General features: G+C 34.6%; 15 protein-coding genes. All 15 read left to right on the top strand.

Annotated elements, in window-relative coordinates:
- Nucleotides 1–75: 75 nt before the first annotated feature.
- The 15 genes from BK579_RS16390 to sigE all read left to right on the top strand — a co-directional run bounded on the left by BK579_RS16390 (nt 76) and on the right by sigE (nt 15,701).
- Nucleotides 76–1,542 (top strand): UDP-N-acetylmuramoyl-L-alanyl-D-glutamate--2,6-diaminopimelate ligase, encoded by a 1,467-nt coding sequence (locus tag BK579_RS16390; RefSeq protein ID WP_078550643.1) that lies wholly within the window; start codon nt 76–78, stop codon nt 1,540–1,542.
- The gene (locus BK579_RS16385) at nt 1,542–1,970 is read left to right on the top strand and encodes a hypothetical protein (RefSeq protein WP_078547305.1); all 429 of its coding nucleotides are present in this window, start codon (nt 1,542–1,544) and stop codon (nt 1,968–1,970) included. Before BK579_RS16390 ends, BK579_RS16385 begins: the two co-directional genes overlap by 1 nt.
- The gene (gene mraY / locus BK579_RS16380) at nt 1,967–2,944 is read left to right on the top strand and encodes a phospho-N-acetylmuramoyl-pentapeptide-transferase (RefSeq protein ID WP_078547303.1); all 978 of its coding nucleotides are present in this window, start codon (nt 1,967–1,969) and stop codon (nt 2,942–2,944) included. Before BK579_RS16385 ends, mraY begins: the two co-directional genes overlap by 4 nt.
- Nucleotides 2,945–4,297 carry a UDP-N-acetylmuramoyl-L-alanine--D-glutamate ligase gene (murD, locus tag BK579_RS16375; RefSeq protein WP_078547301.1) on the top strand — a complete coding sequence of 451 codons (1,353 nt, stop codon included), beginning with the start codon at nt 2,945–2,947 and terminating at the stop codon, nt 4,295–4,297.
- A 99-nt stretch (nt 4,298–4,396) separates the two neighbouring features.
- On the top strand, nt 4,397–5,497 hold the full coding sequence (spoVE, locus tag BK579_RS16370; protein ID WP_078547299.1) for a stage V sporulation protein E: 1,101 nt from the start codon (nt 4,397–4,399) through the stop codon (nt 5,495–5,497).
- A 341-nt stretch (nt 5,498–5,838) separates the two neighbouring features.
- Nucleotides 5,839–6,927, top strand: a complete 1,089-nt coding sequence (murG, locus tag BK579_RS16365; RefSeq protein WP_078547297.1) for an undecaprenyldiphospho-muramoylpentapeptide beta-N-acetylglucosaminyltransferase — start codon at nt 5,839–5,841, stop codon at nt 6,925–6,927.
- Between the two features lie 144 nt (nt 6,928–7,071).
- Nucleotides 7,072–7,980 (top strand): UDP-N-acetylmuramate dehydrogenase, encoded by a 909-nt coding sequence (gene murB / locus BK579_RS16360; RefSeq protein ID WP_078547295.1) that lies wholly within the window; start codon nt 7,072–7,074, stop codon nt 7,978–7,980.
- Between the two features lie 175 nt (nt 7,981–8,155).
- Nucleotides 8,156–8,950, top strand: a complete 795-nt coding sequence (locus tag BK579_RS16355) for a cell division protein FtsQ/DivIB (RefSeq protein ID WP_078547293.1) — start codon at nt 8,156–8,158, stop codon at nt 8,948–8,950.
- Between the two features lie 40 nt (nt 8,951–8,990).
- The gene (locus tag BK579_RS16350; protein WP_078550641.1) at nt 8,991–9,641 is read left to right on the top strand and encodes a DUF881 domain-containing protein; all 651 of its coding nucleotides are present in this window, start codon (nt 8,991–8,993) and stop codon (nt 9,639–9,641) included.
- 51 nt (nt 9,642–9,692) lie between these two features.
- A complete protein-coding gene (locus tag BK579_RS16345) occupies nt 9,693–10,406 on the top strand; it encodes a DUF881 domain-containing protein (protein WP_235848448.1) in 714 nt (237 codons plus the stop codon).
- A 2-nt stretch (nt 10,407–10,408) separates the two neighbouring features.
- Nucleotides 10,409–10,771: a small basic family protein gene (locus BK579_RS16340; RefSeq protein ID WP_078547291.1), complete on the top strand. Its 363-nt coding sequence runs from the start codon at nt 10,409–10,411 to the stop codon at nt 10,769–10,771.
- A 126-nt stretch (nt 10,772–10,897) separates the two neighbouring features.
- Nucleotides 10,898–12,190 carry a cell division protein FtsA gene (ftsA, locus tag BK579_RS16335; RefSeq protein ID WP_078547289.1) on the top strand — a complete coding sequence of 431 codons (1,293 nt, stop codon included), beginning with the start codon at nt 10,898–10,900 and terminating at the stop codon, nt 12,188–12,190.
- A 45-nt stretch (nt 12,191–12,235) separates the two neighbouring features.
- Nucleotides 12,236–13,390 carry a cell division protein FtsZ gene (gene ftsZ, locus BK579_RS16330; RefSeq protein ID WP_078547287.1) on the top strand — a complete coding sequence of 385 codons (1,155 nt, stop codon included), beginning with the start codon at nt 12,236–12,238 and terminating at the stop codon, nt 13,388–13,390.
- A gap of 528 nt (nt 13,391–13,918) precedes the next feature.
- A complete protein-coding gene (gene spoIIGA, locus BK579_RS16325; protein ID WP_078547285.1) occupies nt 13,919–14,845 on the top strand; it encodes a sigma-E processing peptidase SpoIIGA in 927 nt (308 codons plus the stop codon).
- Between the two features lie 136 nt (nt 14,846–14,981).
- Nucleotides 14,982–15,701 carry an RNA polymerase sporulation sigma factor SigE gene (gene sigE / locus BK579_RS16320; RefSeq protein WP_078547283.1) on the top strand — a complete coding sequence of 240 codons (720 nt, stop codon included), beginning with the start codon at nt 14,982–14,984 and terminating at the stop codon, nt 15,699–15,701.
- Nucleotides 15,702–15,773 lie beyond the last annotated feature (72 nt).

Genomic DNA, 15,773 nt, shown 5'->3' with positions numbered 1-15,773 from the left:
ACAAGAATATGCCTTTATCGTATTATGATATTTTGGATTAACAACTAGTATTATTTTTGAGAGGAAATGGTAATGATGCATTTAAAAGCGTTACTTGCTTATTTACATGAATATATTCCTGTAATTGAAGAGAATCCGCTAATCACATCACTAGAGATGGACTCGCGCCATGTAAAACAAGGTAGCTTGTTTTTTTGCATAGAAGGTTATACCGTTGATGGACATGATTATGCTGAGCAAGCTAAACAAAACGGTGCTGTAGCACTGATTGTAGAAAAAGAGGTTAATGTAGATATTCCTACGATAGTAGTGAAAAATTCTAAGAGAGCGATGGCAATTTTAGCAGACGCTTTCTATAATCAACCAACTCACAAACTTCACTTAATTGGTGTAACTGGGACGAATGGTAAGACATCCACTACCCATATTATTGATAAAATATTTAATGATTATGGTAAAGTAACAGGATTAATTGGGACAATGTATATGAAAATCGGTTCAAAAACAATTGAAGTGAAAAATACTACACCTGAATCACTGACACTACAACAAACTTTCCATCAAATGGTAGAAAGTAATGTAAATACAGCAATCATGGAAGTGTCTTCACATGCATTGGATCTCGGGAGAGTTCACGGCTGTGATTTCAATGTAGCTGTATTTACCAATTTGACTCAGGATCACTTAGATTATCATCAAACAATGGATGAATATCGTCATGCAAAAGGCTTACTATTTTCAGGGTTAGGCAATACCTTTAATCATCAAAAACCGAAATTTGCTGTGCTCAATTCGGATGATCCTGCATCTGTAGAATATGCTAAAAGCACTGCTGCTAAAATTGTAACCTATGGAATAGATAATGACAGTGACATAATGGCTACTAATATACATATGACGTCTTCTGGAACTAGTTTTGATTTGGTTACAGCGTCTGAGCGTGTAAATGTTTCGATAAAACTAATTGGAAAGTTTAGTGTGTATAATATCTTGGCTGCTACAGCAGCATCTTTAGTATCTCATATACCTCTTCAATCGATTGTATCGACGATAGAGTCAATTGAGGGAATAGCGGGACGATTTGAAGTGGTTAATGGAGGTCAAGACTTTACAGTAGTTGTAGATTATGCACATACTCCAGATAGCTTAGAAAATGTTTTAACAACAGTTAAACAATTTGCCGTTGGACGTTCTATTGTTGTCGTTGGTTGTGGTGGTGATCGAGATAAAACGAAAAGACCTTTGATGGGTCAAATTGCTGCCCAGAATGCTGATTTAGCAATTTTCACCTCTGATAACCCCAGATCTGAGGATCCTAGTGAAATCTTAAGAGATATCGAAGCTGGAGTAACAAAGGAAGACTACACCACAATAATAGATCGTGAGAAGGCAATAAAATTTGCGATTTCAAAAGCAAAGAAAAATGACATTATTATAATCGCTGGCAAAGGACATGAAACTTACCAAATCATTGGAGACCATAAATACGACTTTGATGATCGTCTTGTTGCTTTAAAAGCAATTAAGGAGTTGAAGTTGTAGTGATAGTATACAGTCAATTATGTAGATTATTTCCTGAAACACATGGAACAAAAGATGCAGCTATTGAATTCCATGAGGTGTATATAGATTCAACTGATAAGGTTTATAAAGGACTTTATGTACCATTAAATAAAAGCCTTGAAGAGGACTTAAAAGATGCTATTGATAATGGTGCAATAGGCGCAGTTTGGAGTAATTATGAAAAAATTCCAGTTTTTGTACCAAACCATTTTCCGTTATTTTTAGTAGACGATACGGTAAAAGCCTTAAAGGATCTTATTATTGATTATAATAACCATACAGAAGGAAATAGGGTCACGAAATTTTCTCTTTCTTTCAGAGAAGGACATAATGTAGAAACTAACACATATGATAGTGCTGTACTAAAAGAAATTAACAAGTTGATTAAAGGAGGGGATGAAGAATGAATGAACAAGTGATATTATTTACAATATTTATGGGATTTTTAATTTGTGTGATTCTATCACCTTTGTTTATTCCCTTCCTAAGAAGGCTTAAATTTGGGCAAAGTATACGTGAAGAGGGACCGAAATCACACCAAAAAAAATCAGGAACACCTACTATGGGTGGAGTGATTATTTTGTTGTCGATTATCATAACAACTTTAGTTATGACAATGAAGTTTAGTGAAGAAATAGGAGCAAAAACACTATTGTTACTTCTTGTAACAGTTGGATTTGGGATTTTAGGATTTTTAGATGATTTTATTAAAGTAGTTATGAAGAGGAATTTGGGTTTGACATCTAGACAAAAGTTACTTGGTCAAATTGTTATCTCTGTCATTTTCTATATTATTTTTAAGCAGAATCAGTTTTCAACAGAAGTAAGTATTCCTGGAACTGAATATAGCTTTGACCTCGGCATATTCTATGTTTTATTTATTATCTTTTGGTTAGTAGGTTTTTCTAATGCTGTGAATCTAACTGATGGTCTAGACGGACTGGTATCTGGAACTGCAGCCATAGCTTTTGGTGCTTTTACTGTATTAGCGTGGTACCAATCTGAATATGAAGTAGCTATTTTTTCTGTCGCTGTAGTTGGTGCGGTCTTAGGGTTTCTCGTGTTTAATGCTCACCCTGCAAAAGTGTTTATGGGGGATACAGGTTCATTAGCTTTAGGTGGTGCAATTGCTACAGTTGCTATTCTTACTAAGTTAGAGATTTTGCTTATTATTATTGGTGGTGTCTTTGTCATTGAAACATTATCAGTTATTATTCAAGTGATCTCTTTTAAAACAACAGGTAAACGTGTGTTTAAAATGAGTCCTCTTCATCACCATTACGAATTAGTTGGATGGAATGAGTGGAGAATTGTTGTAACATTTTGGAGTGTTGGTTTGTTATTAGCCGTACTCGGAATCTATATAGAGGTGTGGATTTAATTGAAAAATACGGAGAAGTTTTTAGGGAAGAATATACTAGTTCTTGGTTTAGCAAAAAGTGGTTTTGCTGCAGCAACTGTGTTACATAACTTAGGGGCGAAGCTAGTTGTAAATGATCAAAAACCTTTCGAACAAAATGAAGCCGCTCAATCTCTAGAGGCCAAAGGTATAAAGGTTATTTGTGGAGGTCATCCAATTTCAATTTTGGATGATCATTTTGACATTGTCGTTAAAAACCCGGGTATCCCTTATAGTAATCCAATAGTTGCTGCCGCACTTGAACGAAACATTCCTGTGGTTACCGAGGTAGAGATTGCATACTACCTTACAAATGCACCATTTATAGGAATCACGGGGTCAAATGGGAAGACAACTACAACTACATTAATATATGAAATCTTTAAAGTTGCTAATAAAAATCCACTCTTAGCAGGAAATATTGGCACTGCTGCTTCTGAGGTTGCTAAATATGCTAATGATGACCAAGTCATTGTTACTGAGTTATCCTCATTTCAGTTAATGGGGGTACCAACCTTTACTCCTAAGGTTGCGGTTTTACTTAATATCTTTGATGCTCATTTAGACTACCATGGAACAAAAAGGGAATATGTCAAAGCTAAAGGTAACATTTATAAAAATCAAACAGAAAATGATTTTAGTATTGTTAACGCTGATGACTATGAAGTTGTTGAACTTTCAAAAAATAGTAAGGCACAGAAAATATATTTTTCTACTTCGAAAGTGTTGGAAGAAGGGGCATATGTAAGGGATGGTTTCTTATATTTCAATGATGAATCTATTATTGAAATGAGTGAAATTGCATTACCAGGTAAGCACAACCTCGAAAATATCCTTGCCGCAGTTTCTGTAGCAAAAATATTAGATGTGAAGAATGAGGCAATTCAAAACGTCCTAAGAACCTTCACGGGTGTGAAGCATCGCTTACAATATGTAGAGACACTTAAAGGAAGAAGATTTTATAATGATTCAAAAGCAACAAATATTTTAGCCACTCAAAAAGCCTTATCAGCATTCGAGCAGCCGGTCATTCTTCTTGCTGGAGGCTTAGATCGTGGAAATGAATTTGACGAGCTTGTACCGTACTTAAAAAACGTAAAAGCTTTAATTGTCTTTGGACAAACAGCAGAAAAAATGGCTAAAGCTGGTCAAACAGCGGGAATAGATACGATTAAATCTGTCGATAATGTAGAGAAAGCTGTTGCAGCGGCATATGCTGTTTCCAATGAAGAAGACGTAATATTGCTATCACCAGCATGTGCAAGCTGGGATCAATATAAGACTTTTGAAGAAAGAGGAGACATTTTTATAAACAGCGTGCATAAGCTTAAGTAAGGGGCTCGTCTTATAAATGGTTTGCTTAATAAAAATTATCTCGTTTGAATAACCATTTTTAACACATGCTCTTAATTTAAGAACGTTGAGGTGTGTGCATTGTCGACCAAGAAATCTACGCCAGACATCATACTAGTTATTATTACGCTTTCTCTACTGACTGTCGGACTCATAATGGTTTATAGTGCAAGTGCAATTTGGGCTACTTATAAGTTTGACGACTCTTTCTTTTTCGCTAAACGCCAACTTTTATTCGCAGGAGTTGGAGTGTTAGCAATGTTCTTCATTATGAATGTCGATTATTGGACATGGAGAACCTGGGCAAAGGTAATTATAATTGTTTGTTTTGTACTATTAATACTGGTTTTAATTCCAGGAGTAGGAATGGTGAGAAATGGATCTAGGAGTTGGATTGGTGTGGGCGCTTTTTCTATCCAACCCTCGGAATTCATGAAACTAGCAATGATTGCATTTCTAGCAAAATATTTATCAGAAAATCAAAAGAAAATAACGTCCTTTAAAAAAGGTCTTGTTCCATCACTATCACTTGTTTTTATAGCATTTGGAATTATTATGCTTCAGCCTGATTTAGGTACTGGAACTGTGATGGTTGGGACATGTATTGTGATGATTTTCATTGCTGGAGCTAGATTAAGTCACTTTGTGATGCTGGGTCTATTAGGTGTTGCTGGGTTTGTTGGCTTAATATTATCTGCTCCATACCGGATAAAAAGAATTACGTCCTTTTTAAACCCCTGGGAAGATCCATTAGGTAGTGGCTTCCAAATCATTCAGTCGCTTTATGCTATTGGGCCAGGAGGATTATTTGGCCTAGGTCTTGGACAAAGTAGGCAGAAATTCTTTTATTTACCCGAACCTCAAACAGATTTCATCTATGCTATATTGGCAGAAGAACTTGGATTTATTGGAGGATCTTTTGTTATTCTTCTATTTAGTTTGTTGCTTTGGAGAGGTGTCAGAATAGCTTTAGGAGCTCCTGACTTGTTCGGTAGCTTTTTAGCTATAGGAATCATAGGAATGATAGCTATTCAGGTTATTATAAATGTTGGTGTTGTAACTGGCTTAATGCCTGTTACGGGGATCACTCTTCCTTTCTTAAGTTATGGTGGTTCATCACTAACCTTGATGTTGGCAGCTGTCGGAGTGTTATTAAATATTAGTAGATATGCTAGATACTAAAAAGGTTATTAAAGAATAGTGAATCATGTTATAATACTAATACCTTAAACCAACCCTGTTTATATAAAAACAGGGTTTAACTTTTGACTTTAAGGATGTTGAATGATGATAATGAATATGATTGAATGAGTTACTTTAACTAAGGCTATTTTCGTAAACTTGGTTGCGTTTAAACCGTCATATAAAACACTGTGAAATAAGGGAAGTGGCGTCTTTTCTTTCGTGATGCCATTATTGTATAATAACAGCTATTTATCTTCTACTATGGTTCGAATAGCAACAATCTTTCAGAAAAGAGCCTTAACTAATAAGCAGTATTCATTAATCGGAGGTTGATAATTATGAGGATTTTAGTAAGTGGTGGAGGTACGGGTGGACATATCTATCCAGCTTTAGCATTAATTAATGAAGTGAAAAAAATGAATCCTGATGCGGAATTTTTATATATTGGCACTGAAAAAGGGTTGGAAAGCAAAATTGTTCCAAGGGCAGGGATATCCTTTAAAACAATAAATATTACAGGCTTTAAACGAAAGTTATCCTTTGAAAATGTGAAAACAATTGCAAGGTTTTTTAAAGGGGTTTCAGACAGTAAACGAATTATTAAGAATTTTAAACCTGATGTAGTGATTGGAACAGGTGGTTATGTTTGTGGCCCGGTAGTTTATGGAGCTGCGAAACTTAAAGTGAAAACAATTATCCATGAGCAAAATAGTGTACCAGGTTTAACGAATAAATTTTTAAGTAAGTATGTTGATCGAATTGCTATATGCTTTGAAGATGCAAAAGAGTATTTTCCTTCTGAAAAGGTTGTTTTGACAGGTAATCCAAGAGCACAAGAGGTGCTTGGACATGATGGACATAAAGGTAAAAGAAGTGTTGGTCTTCAACCTTCAAAAAAGTCTGTTTTAATTGTTGGAGGAAGTAGGGGAGCACGTCCAATAAATGATGCAGTTCTTGAAGTGTTGAACCAAGTAGAAGATAAAGGGTATCAGTTTTTGTATGTTACTGGTGATGCTCACTATGAAAATGTTATGAAGAAGGTAAAAGAAGTTGGGAATCCCAAAAATGTTATCATCAAACCGTTTTTACATAATATGCCAGAGGTTTTGGCAGGTGTTGATTTAATTGTTGCTAGAGCAGGTGCTACTACTTTAGCTGAAATTACGGCATTAGGCCTTCCAAGTATTTTAATCCCTAGTCCGTATGTAACTAATAATCATCAAGAAAAGAATGCAAGGTCACTAAGTGAAAATAATGCAGCTATTATTAGATTAGAACGGGAATTTTCTGGAGAACAATTAATAAAAGATATTGATTCAATTTTACTTAATGATCACACATTATCAGAAATGAAGAAGGCATCCTATGAAATCGGGATTAGAGACGCAGCTAACCGACTTTACAAATTGATTAAGGAGTTAAAATAGGCTCGGGTAAAACGCTAACCAGGGCTGTTTGGCTTGGTCCGATTAAGGCATAAACATGTTATTGTTCCTTTAGGTATTTGTCATGCATAGAATATTGAAATAATACCACTGTGAAAAGGTAACCGATTAAGGAGGTAATTTGATTTGGAGAAAATCATCGATGAATTACAAGAAGCTAAAGTAGGCAAAATCTTGGAAAATGAATTATTAGCTAACCATACTACAATGAAAATAGGTGGCCCAGCAGATCTGTTGATCATTCCGAATGATATCGAAGGGCTAATAAATGCTATAAAAATCATAAGTCATTACAAACTTCCATGGAGGGCAATTGGGCGAGGTTCAAATTTATTAGTCTCTGATGAAGGAATAGAAGGTGTGGTTATTAAACTTGCTAATGGCTTAGATCACATTGACATAGATGGAACTACTGTTACAGTTGGTGGAGGATATCCAATCGTAAAACTAGCAATGGTCATAAGTAAGGAAGGGCTAGATGGTTTTGCTTTTGCAAGCGGAATTCCCGGGTCTGTTGGAGGAGCAGTTTATATGAATGCAGGAGCACATGGATCGGATATCTCTAAAATTTTAAAGAAAGCATTCATTTTATTTGAAGATGGTTCGACTGAATGGCTAACCAATGAAGAACTTGAATTTTCTTATCGTACATCTGTTCTTCAAACGAAGCGACCGGGAATTGTTCTAGAAGCAGTGTTTGAACTAAAAGAAGGCAAAAAAGAAGAGATAGTTGCAATAATGCAAAAAAATAAAGATTACCGAAAAGATACCCAACCTTGGAATTTTCCTTGTGCAGGAAGTATTTTTCGAAATCCTCTTCCGAATTATGCCGGACAGTTAATTGAACAGGCTGGACTAAAGGGTTATTCAATTGGCGGAGCTCAAATATCTGAGATGCATGGTAACTTCATAGTAAATGCGGGTGGAGCAACAGCTAAAAATGTATTGGATTTAATCCAATATATTAAGGATACCATCTATCAAAAGTATGGAGTTGAAATGGAAACAGAAGTTGAAATAATTGGCCGAAAGTAAAACAAAAGCTACCCCAAAATTCTGGTAATTATGATATAATATTTCCCATAAGTTAGAAGAATTAGAATTAATGACATATTTCGTCCAGGATTATGAAGGACGGTTTTATGCTGATTGCAAATATCTCTTGTTTGTAATCAGCAATAAACCTGCACCTAAGGTGAGGTGAAAGTATTTGGACACTAAGGTTGTTACAATTGAAGATCGGATTCCAAAATTAAAACAAAAGAGAAAACAGAAAGCAAATAGACGATTAATTATTTATATTATATGCTTTTTCTTTATGGTTCTTGGTGTGATTTACTCTCAATCTCCGTTGAGTAAGGTCTCTTCAATATCTATTGTTGGGAATTACTCAGTTGCTAAAGATGACCTTATTAAGCTTAGTGGCTTATCTACTAGAACTAGTTTTTGGAATTTGGATAAAGAAAAGATTATAAGTAATCTTAGTCAACATGATGAAATAGAAGAAGTAAATGTTATAAGAAAATTACCTAATCATGTTGTAATTGATGTTAAAGAGCTAAAGAGAGTAGCTTATGTAAAAGATGGTGAAGGTAAATTGTACCCTATCTTAGAAAATGGAAAAACACTCCGTGCAATAAATAATAATGGACAAGCTCCTGCAACGGATGCCCCTCTTTTGGTTGGCTGGGAACATGATGGTGATATAGCAGGGTTGGCAAGGGAACTTAGAAAACTTCCTGAAAGTATCGCCAATTCGATTTCGGAAATTCATCATGCACCAAAGGAAGTTGATCGCTTACATGTGACACTTTATATGAACAATGGCTATGAAGTTAGTGTAACTGTAAGAGGATTTGCTGAAAAAATGCTTGCCTATCCAACTGTAGTAAATGAGTTAGATCCCTCATTAAAAGGAGTTATCCACTTAGATGTTGTCCCTTTCTTCGAAAAATATAAAAGTAAAGAAGAAAAGGGGGAGGTAACTAGTGAAACTGAAGGGTAGATATGTTGTACTTTCTTTAGTTTGTGTTGTTTTAGGGTTTATGATTTCCTTCTCATATCAGTTTACCAAGAAAGAAACTGCAGAGGGCAGAATTACAGACCGACAGTGGAATAAGGAAAACGAGGTTCGAGAGCTACTAGTACAACAACAAGAACGTAATAAAATTCTTCAAGCTGAGTTATTTGAAAAGCAGGAAGAAGTTCGAAAAACCGAAGAAGAACTTGCAATACACGAACAAGAGCAAATTTATTTTAATCTTGTCGAAGATGTGGAGAAATATCGTATGTATATTGGCGATATTAAAGTAAAAGGTCAAGGGGTAAAAGTTACACTTGAGGATGCATCCTACGTACCATCTGGAGAAGACGTGAATAATTATCTTGTACATGAAAGTCATTTGTTTAAGGTAATAAATGAATTATACATTTCTGGCGCACAAGCAGTATCTATAAATGGTAAAAGGCTATCACACAATTCTTATATATATTGTAATGGTCCGGTTGTAACAGTAGATGGTAATCAATATCCAGCCCCGTTTATTATATCTGCAATTGGAGATCCCGAGGTCTTAAATCCTGCTTTAAATATCAATGGTGGTGTCAAGGATCAGTTGGTTCAAGATAATATAGTTGTTACAATTGAAAATACTGAAATAACAATGGATCCTTTGTTACAGGCAGATGAACAATAACATTTATAAGGATCTCTTAAATTTCACCCAAACATAGAAAAGGTGGTTGTGTTGGGAAAACAAATGAATATTAGCTTTTCGATTATTCTTATCGTAATTGGTTTCATGCTAGCTGTTCAATTTCAGACAATTAAAGAACCGGTTGTTCGTGATACTAGAGATATGTGGGAACTTAGGGACGACCTAAAGAAGTCTCAAGAATTACACTCCGAATTAATAAATGAAATTTATAAATACGAACAACTAATTGAGCAATATAACACAGAAAGAGTAGATAGCAAGGAAACTGTCTTAAGAGAAACATTAGATGAATTAAAGGCAGAAGCTGGATTAACTGAGGTAAATGGATCTGGAATAGTATTAACGGTTGATCGTGCATTTAACGATTTAGGTGTACCAGCGGATTCGGTCTCTGCAGATATTCTACGTAGGTTAATTAATGATTTAAATTCATTCCAAGCAGAGGCAATTTCCATAGATGGCCATCGGGTGATAAATACGACTGTTATTAGAGAGATACAAAGAATTACAAAAATTGATTCTTATTCAATTAATTCTTTACCTTTTGATATCAAAGTTATTTCAAATGATGCAGAAAAGTTATACAACCGCTTGAAAGCCTCAGAAGCTGTCGACGAATTTTTTGTGGAAAACTTAAAACTCTCAATTTCTAAGCCTCACGATGAAATTACCATTCCGGCATTCGATGATCCAATTCGTGTTATGCATATGGAACCCGTGAAAAGTGATAAAGGTGGAAAATAATTATGTGGCTTCCCTTAATTGGTTTGATCATAGGAATAATTTTGGGACTTTCTTCCCAGTTTACGATTCCTGACGAATATTCAAACTATTTGTCTATTGCAGTATTGGCTGCTCTTGATACACTATTTGGAGGAATACGAGCTCATCTTCAAAATATCTATGATCAGGCAGTTTTTGTTTCAGGTTTTTTCTTTAACATATTATTAGCAGCAAGTTTAGCTTTCCTAGGTGTTCATCTTGGTGTAGACTTGTATTTAGTAGCTGTTTTTGCTTTTGGAGTCAGATTATTTCAAAACATTGCAGTGATTAGGAGAATATTAATTTCAAAATGGAGCTTATCTCGCAATAAAAGTGAAAAAAATTGATTAATTTTAAAGGGGAAAACACACTATTTGTTGAATAATTTTCTATATAGAATTTAGATTCAAAAAAGTTGTTGTTCTTCAAATTGAAAAGTGAGATTTGTGAATAGCAAAAGGAGGTGCCAAAGAATGAACAACAATGAAATCTGTGTTAGTCTAGACATCGGTACATCCAGTGTCAAAGTAATCATTGGTGAAATGGTCAATGATTCTTTAAACATTATTGGGGTGGGAAATGTAAAATCAGAAGGGTTAAAAAAAGGCTCTATTGTTGATATAGATGAGACCGTTCATTCTATAAAAAAAGCTGTAGAACAAGCTGAGAGAATGGTAGGTATTCCAATAAATCAAGTGGTTGTTAGTATTCCATCAAATCAAGTCCAATTAATAGATTGCCATGGAGTGGTAGCAGTTTCTAGTGAAAGTCGCCAAAATAGAGAGATTAGTAATGATGATGTTGCAAGAGTAATTGAAGCAGCACAATTTGTTTCAATTCCTCCTGAACGAGAGATTATTGATGTTATACCTAAGCAATTCATTGTAGATGGTTATGACGAAATAAGTGATCCAAGGGGAATGCTTGGTGTTCGCTTAGAAGTTGAAGGAACAATCATCACAACCTCAAGAACAATTCTACATAATTTACTTCGATGTGTTGAAAAAGCAGGGTTAGATATTGTAGCAATATGTCTGCAACCTTTAGCCGCTGGATCAATTACGTTGTCTGAGGATGAAAAAAATCTTGGTGTTGGTTTAGTAGAAGTAGGTGGAGGTTCCACTAGTATCGCAATTTTTAAGGATGGTTATTTAAAATCCACTAGTGTACTTCCAATTGGTGGAGATCATATTACTAAAGATCTGTCAATTGGGTTACGTACCTCAACAGATAATGCTGAAGCTGTTAAAAAGAAACATGGACATGCTTTCTATGATTTAGCTTCAGAGGATGAAGTGTTCAGTGTCCCAATTATAGGCAGTGATCAACAGCAACAATTTACTCAATTGGAAATTTCAGATATTATAGAAGCAAGACTAGAAGAAATATTTGATCTAGTTCAAAATGAAGTGCGTAAACTTGGTGTGAATGATCTACCAGGTGGATATGTTCTGACTGGCGGGGTAGTTAATATGCCAGGTGTTTTAGAATTAGCTCAAGCTGTTTTGGAAAATAATATCCGTATTGCAAAACCAGACTATATTGGGGTTAGAGAACCTCAGTATTCAACTGGAGTTGGGTTGTTACAATTTGCATATGAGCATGCAAGAATTCAAGGAAGAGATATCAGCTCGACTGTAGCAATTGAACAAACGGAAAAGAGAGCAACAAAACAACAGCATCAACAAGTGAAAAATAAGCAAGTAGAGCCTGAACAAAAAATAGGGAAAAAAGTTAAAAAATTCTTTGGTTACTTCTTTGAATAAGAAGTTATAAGAGAGTATTTTATTGAGAATTTAGGAGGACCTAAGATGTTGGAGTTTGATACCAATCTTGATCAGTTAGCAACTATAAAAGTAATTGGTGTTGGTGGCGGAGGAAATAACGCTGTTAACAGAATGATTGAACATGGTGTACAAGGCGTAGATTTCCTAGCTGTAAACACTGATGCTCAAGCACTTAATTTATCAAAAGCAGAAACAAAAATGCAAATCGGTGGGAAACTTACTCGTGGACTTGGTGCAGGAGCCAACCCAGAAGTAGGTAAAAAGGCTGCCGAAGAAAGTAAAGAGCAAATTGAAGAAGCACTTAGAGGTGCTGATATGGTATTCGTAACAGCTGGAATGGGTGGTGGAACAGGTACAGGTGCTGCACCTGTTATTGCTCAAATTGCAAGAGACCTAGGTGCATTAACAGTTGGTGTTGTTACCCGTCCATTTACATTTGAAGGTAGAAAACGTGCAGGACAAGCTTCAGGTGGAATTTCAGCAATGAAGGAAGCAGTAGACACTTTAATTGTAATCCCTAATGATAGACTATTAGAAATTGTTGATAAAAATACTCCAATGTTGGAAGCGTTCCGTGAAGCGGATAATGTGTTAAGACAGGGTGTACAAGGTATTTCCGATTTAATTGCAGTTCCAGGTCTTATAAACCTAGACTTTGCTGATGTTAAAACAATTATGTCAAATAAAGGTTCAGCATTGATGGGGATTGGTGTCGCTACAGGTGAGAGTCGTGCAGCAGAAGCAGCAAAAAAGGCAATTTCTAGTCCTTTACTAGAAACTTCTATTGATGGAGCTCAAGGTGTGTTAATGAACATTACTGGTGGTACTAACCTAAGCTTGTATGAGGTGCAAGAGGCAGCTGATATTGTTGCGTCCGCTTCAGACCAAGAGGTTAATATGATTTTTGGATCAGTCATTAATGAAAATTTAAAAGATGAAATCGTCGTAACTGTCATAGCAACTGGGTTTAATGAGGCAGAAGTAGTGGCTCCTAAACCAACTAGTAGGCCGTCATTTCAAACATCAAAGCCCGCTATAGGCAAATCAGTTAAACGTGAAGAACCTGTACAGCAACAGCAACAGCAGCAGCAGCAGCAAGAAAATGTACGTGGAAGTCATTCAAATGAAGAAACCTTAGACATTCCAACATTTTTGAGAAATAGAAATCGTCGTAGATAAATCTGCATATTCCTTTCAAAAAGCATTTGGTTCATTTGGACCGAATGCTTTTTAAATTTAAATTAACTTCCTCATTCCCGTTTTTTAGAAAATAAATCCGAGTCATCTCTAAGTATATAAAGATCTAGTTTCAATGAATAATAATTGTTAATAATTACTAGATTTTCAATCGATTTGATCAATTCTTACAAATTTTTCAGTTGCGTTGACAAAAAACGAATCATTCTCCTAAAATTTCTCCTCTGTTGTCGGCATGAAGTGACAGACTTCCTAATAAGATGTACTATATACTATTTTTAGATAAGGCTCTCTTTCTTTAAATCATTCTTCATTGGTTGCTAAAAAGGGTTATTTTTTTAATCATTATTTTTAAATAATAATTTAGAAAATAATAAGAATTAAAAATGAAACTCTTTTAGGAAAGTGTCTTTTTAGTTAATTTAAAAATGTTGAACTTAATAAGAAGTGCTTTGTTTGAACTCTTAATTTATGAACCTTTTTTTAATATTAATAGAGAGGAGAAAACGTTTGTATATCTATTTGGATATCATTTGGTTGTTGAATTTCTTATTTGACGCCTTGTTGTTATTGCTAACTGCTATCATCTTAAAACGCAAAATTATTAAATGGAAAATACTAATAGCTGCTTTATTAGGATCAATGATAGTCGTTTTAATGATTACACCGTTAAGTTCGATATCATCTCATCCAATCATAAAGATAATGTTCTCTATAATGATGGTATTAATAGCGTTTGGATATAAACGTTTTCGTTATTTCTTACAGGGTTTACTCACCTTTTATTTCACAACATTTATGATTGGAGGTGGAATGATAGGTGTCCACTACTTTTTTGAATATGAAATGGTTATCACAAATAATGTTTTGGCTACCTCTTCGACCGGTTTCGGTCATCCAATAAGCTGGTTGTTTGTGATTATTGGTTTTCCTTTATCTTGGTACTTTTCAAAAAGCCAAATAGAGAATATTGAAACGAAAAAAATACACTATGATCAAATTGTTGAGGTTGAAGTTATCATTGATGAAGTTCATTTTCGAATAAAAGGCTTAATTGACAGTGGAAACCAACTTTATGATCCTATTAGCAAAAGTCCAGTGATGATAATGGATACAGATAAAATCAGAAATTTAATTCCAGAACAGATTATTAAGCAGTCGATGAATATGGAACAGTTAGGGATGAATGAGGACGAAGAACCACATAAATGGGAAAGTAGAGTTCGGATCATACCTTACCGTGGGGTGGGTCAAACTCATCAATTTTTGTTAGCTTTAAAGCCGGATAAAATAACCATATTTCATGATAACGAAATGATCATTGTAAAAAAAGCACTTGTTGCTTTAAATCATACAAGGTTGTCATCCGAAGATGAGTACCAATGTATACTTCACCCTAAAATGATTATTTCATCATCTATACAACCAGCATCCTAATATGGAAAAGAATTATTTTATGTAGAATCGTTTAGTAGAGTGCTACTTTATATATGATTTGAGATTTATTTCATCATTAATCATCTTTACTACTATATTACTCATCACTTTTACAAAATAGAAGGGAGAACATGCAGTGACTAAACTAAAACTTCGATTAACATATATGTGGTATAAATTTTTAATTAAATTAGGAATTAAAACAGATGAAGTGTATTACATAGGAGGCAGTGAAGCATTACCTCCTCCGTTATCAAAAGAAGAGGAAGAACACCTATTAAAAAAGCTGCCAAGTGGGGACAAGGCTGCTCGGTCAATACTGATTGAGCGCAATTTAAGATTGGTTGTTTATATAGCAAGGAAATTTGAAAATACCGGAATTAATATTGAAGATCTAATTAGTATAGGAACAATTGGCTTAATTAAGGCAGTGAATACATTTAATCCAGAAAAGAAGATTAAATTGGCTACATATGCTTCACGGTGTATAGAAAATGAAATTCTAATGTATCTAAGAAGAAATAATAAAATAAGATCTGAAGTTTCATTTGACGAACCTCTAAATATAGACTGGGATGGAAATGAACTACTTTTATCTGATGTATTAGGCACTGAAGAAGACATTATCACAAAAGATCTTGAAGCAAATGTGGATAAAAAGCTTTTGATTAAAGCATTACATCAACTTAATGATAGAGAAAAACAAATTATGGAATTGCGATTTGGGCTTATTGGCGGAGAAGAAAAAACCCAGAAAGATGTTGCCGACATGCTAGGTATATCGCAATCTTATATATCTAGATTAGAGAAAAGAATTATAAAAAGACTCAGAAAAGAGTTCAATAAAATGGTCTGATTTATCGACCATTTTTTTAATTTAGCAAATATTTAATATCAAAATTTTTTTAAGAAAAACATTCCTTGATAT

It is taken from the genome of Litchfieldia alkalitelluris (assembly GCF_002019645.1).
GTDB classification, from domain to species: Bacteria; Bacillota; Bacilli; order Bacillales; family Bacillaceae_L; genus Litchfieldia; species Litchfieldia alkalitelluris.
Note: the sequence above shows the minus strand (reverse complement) of the source record. Positions and strands in the feature narration are given on the sequence as shown.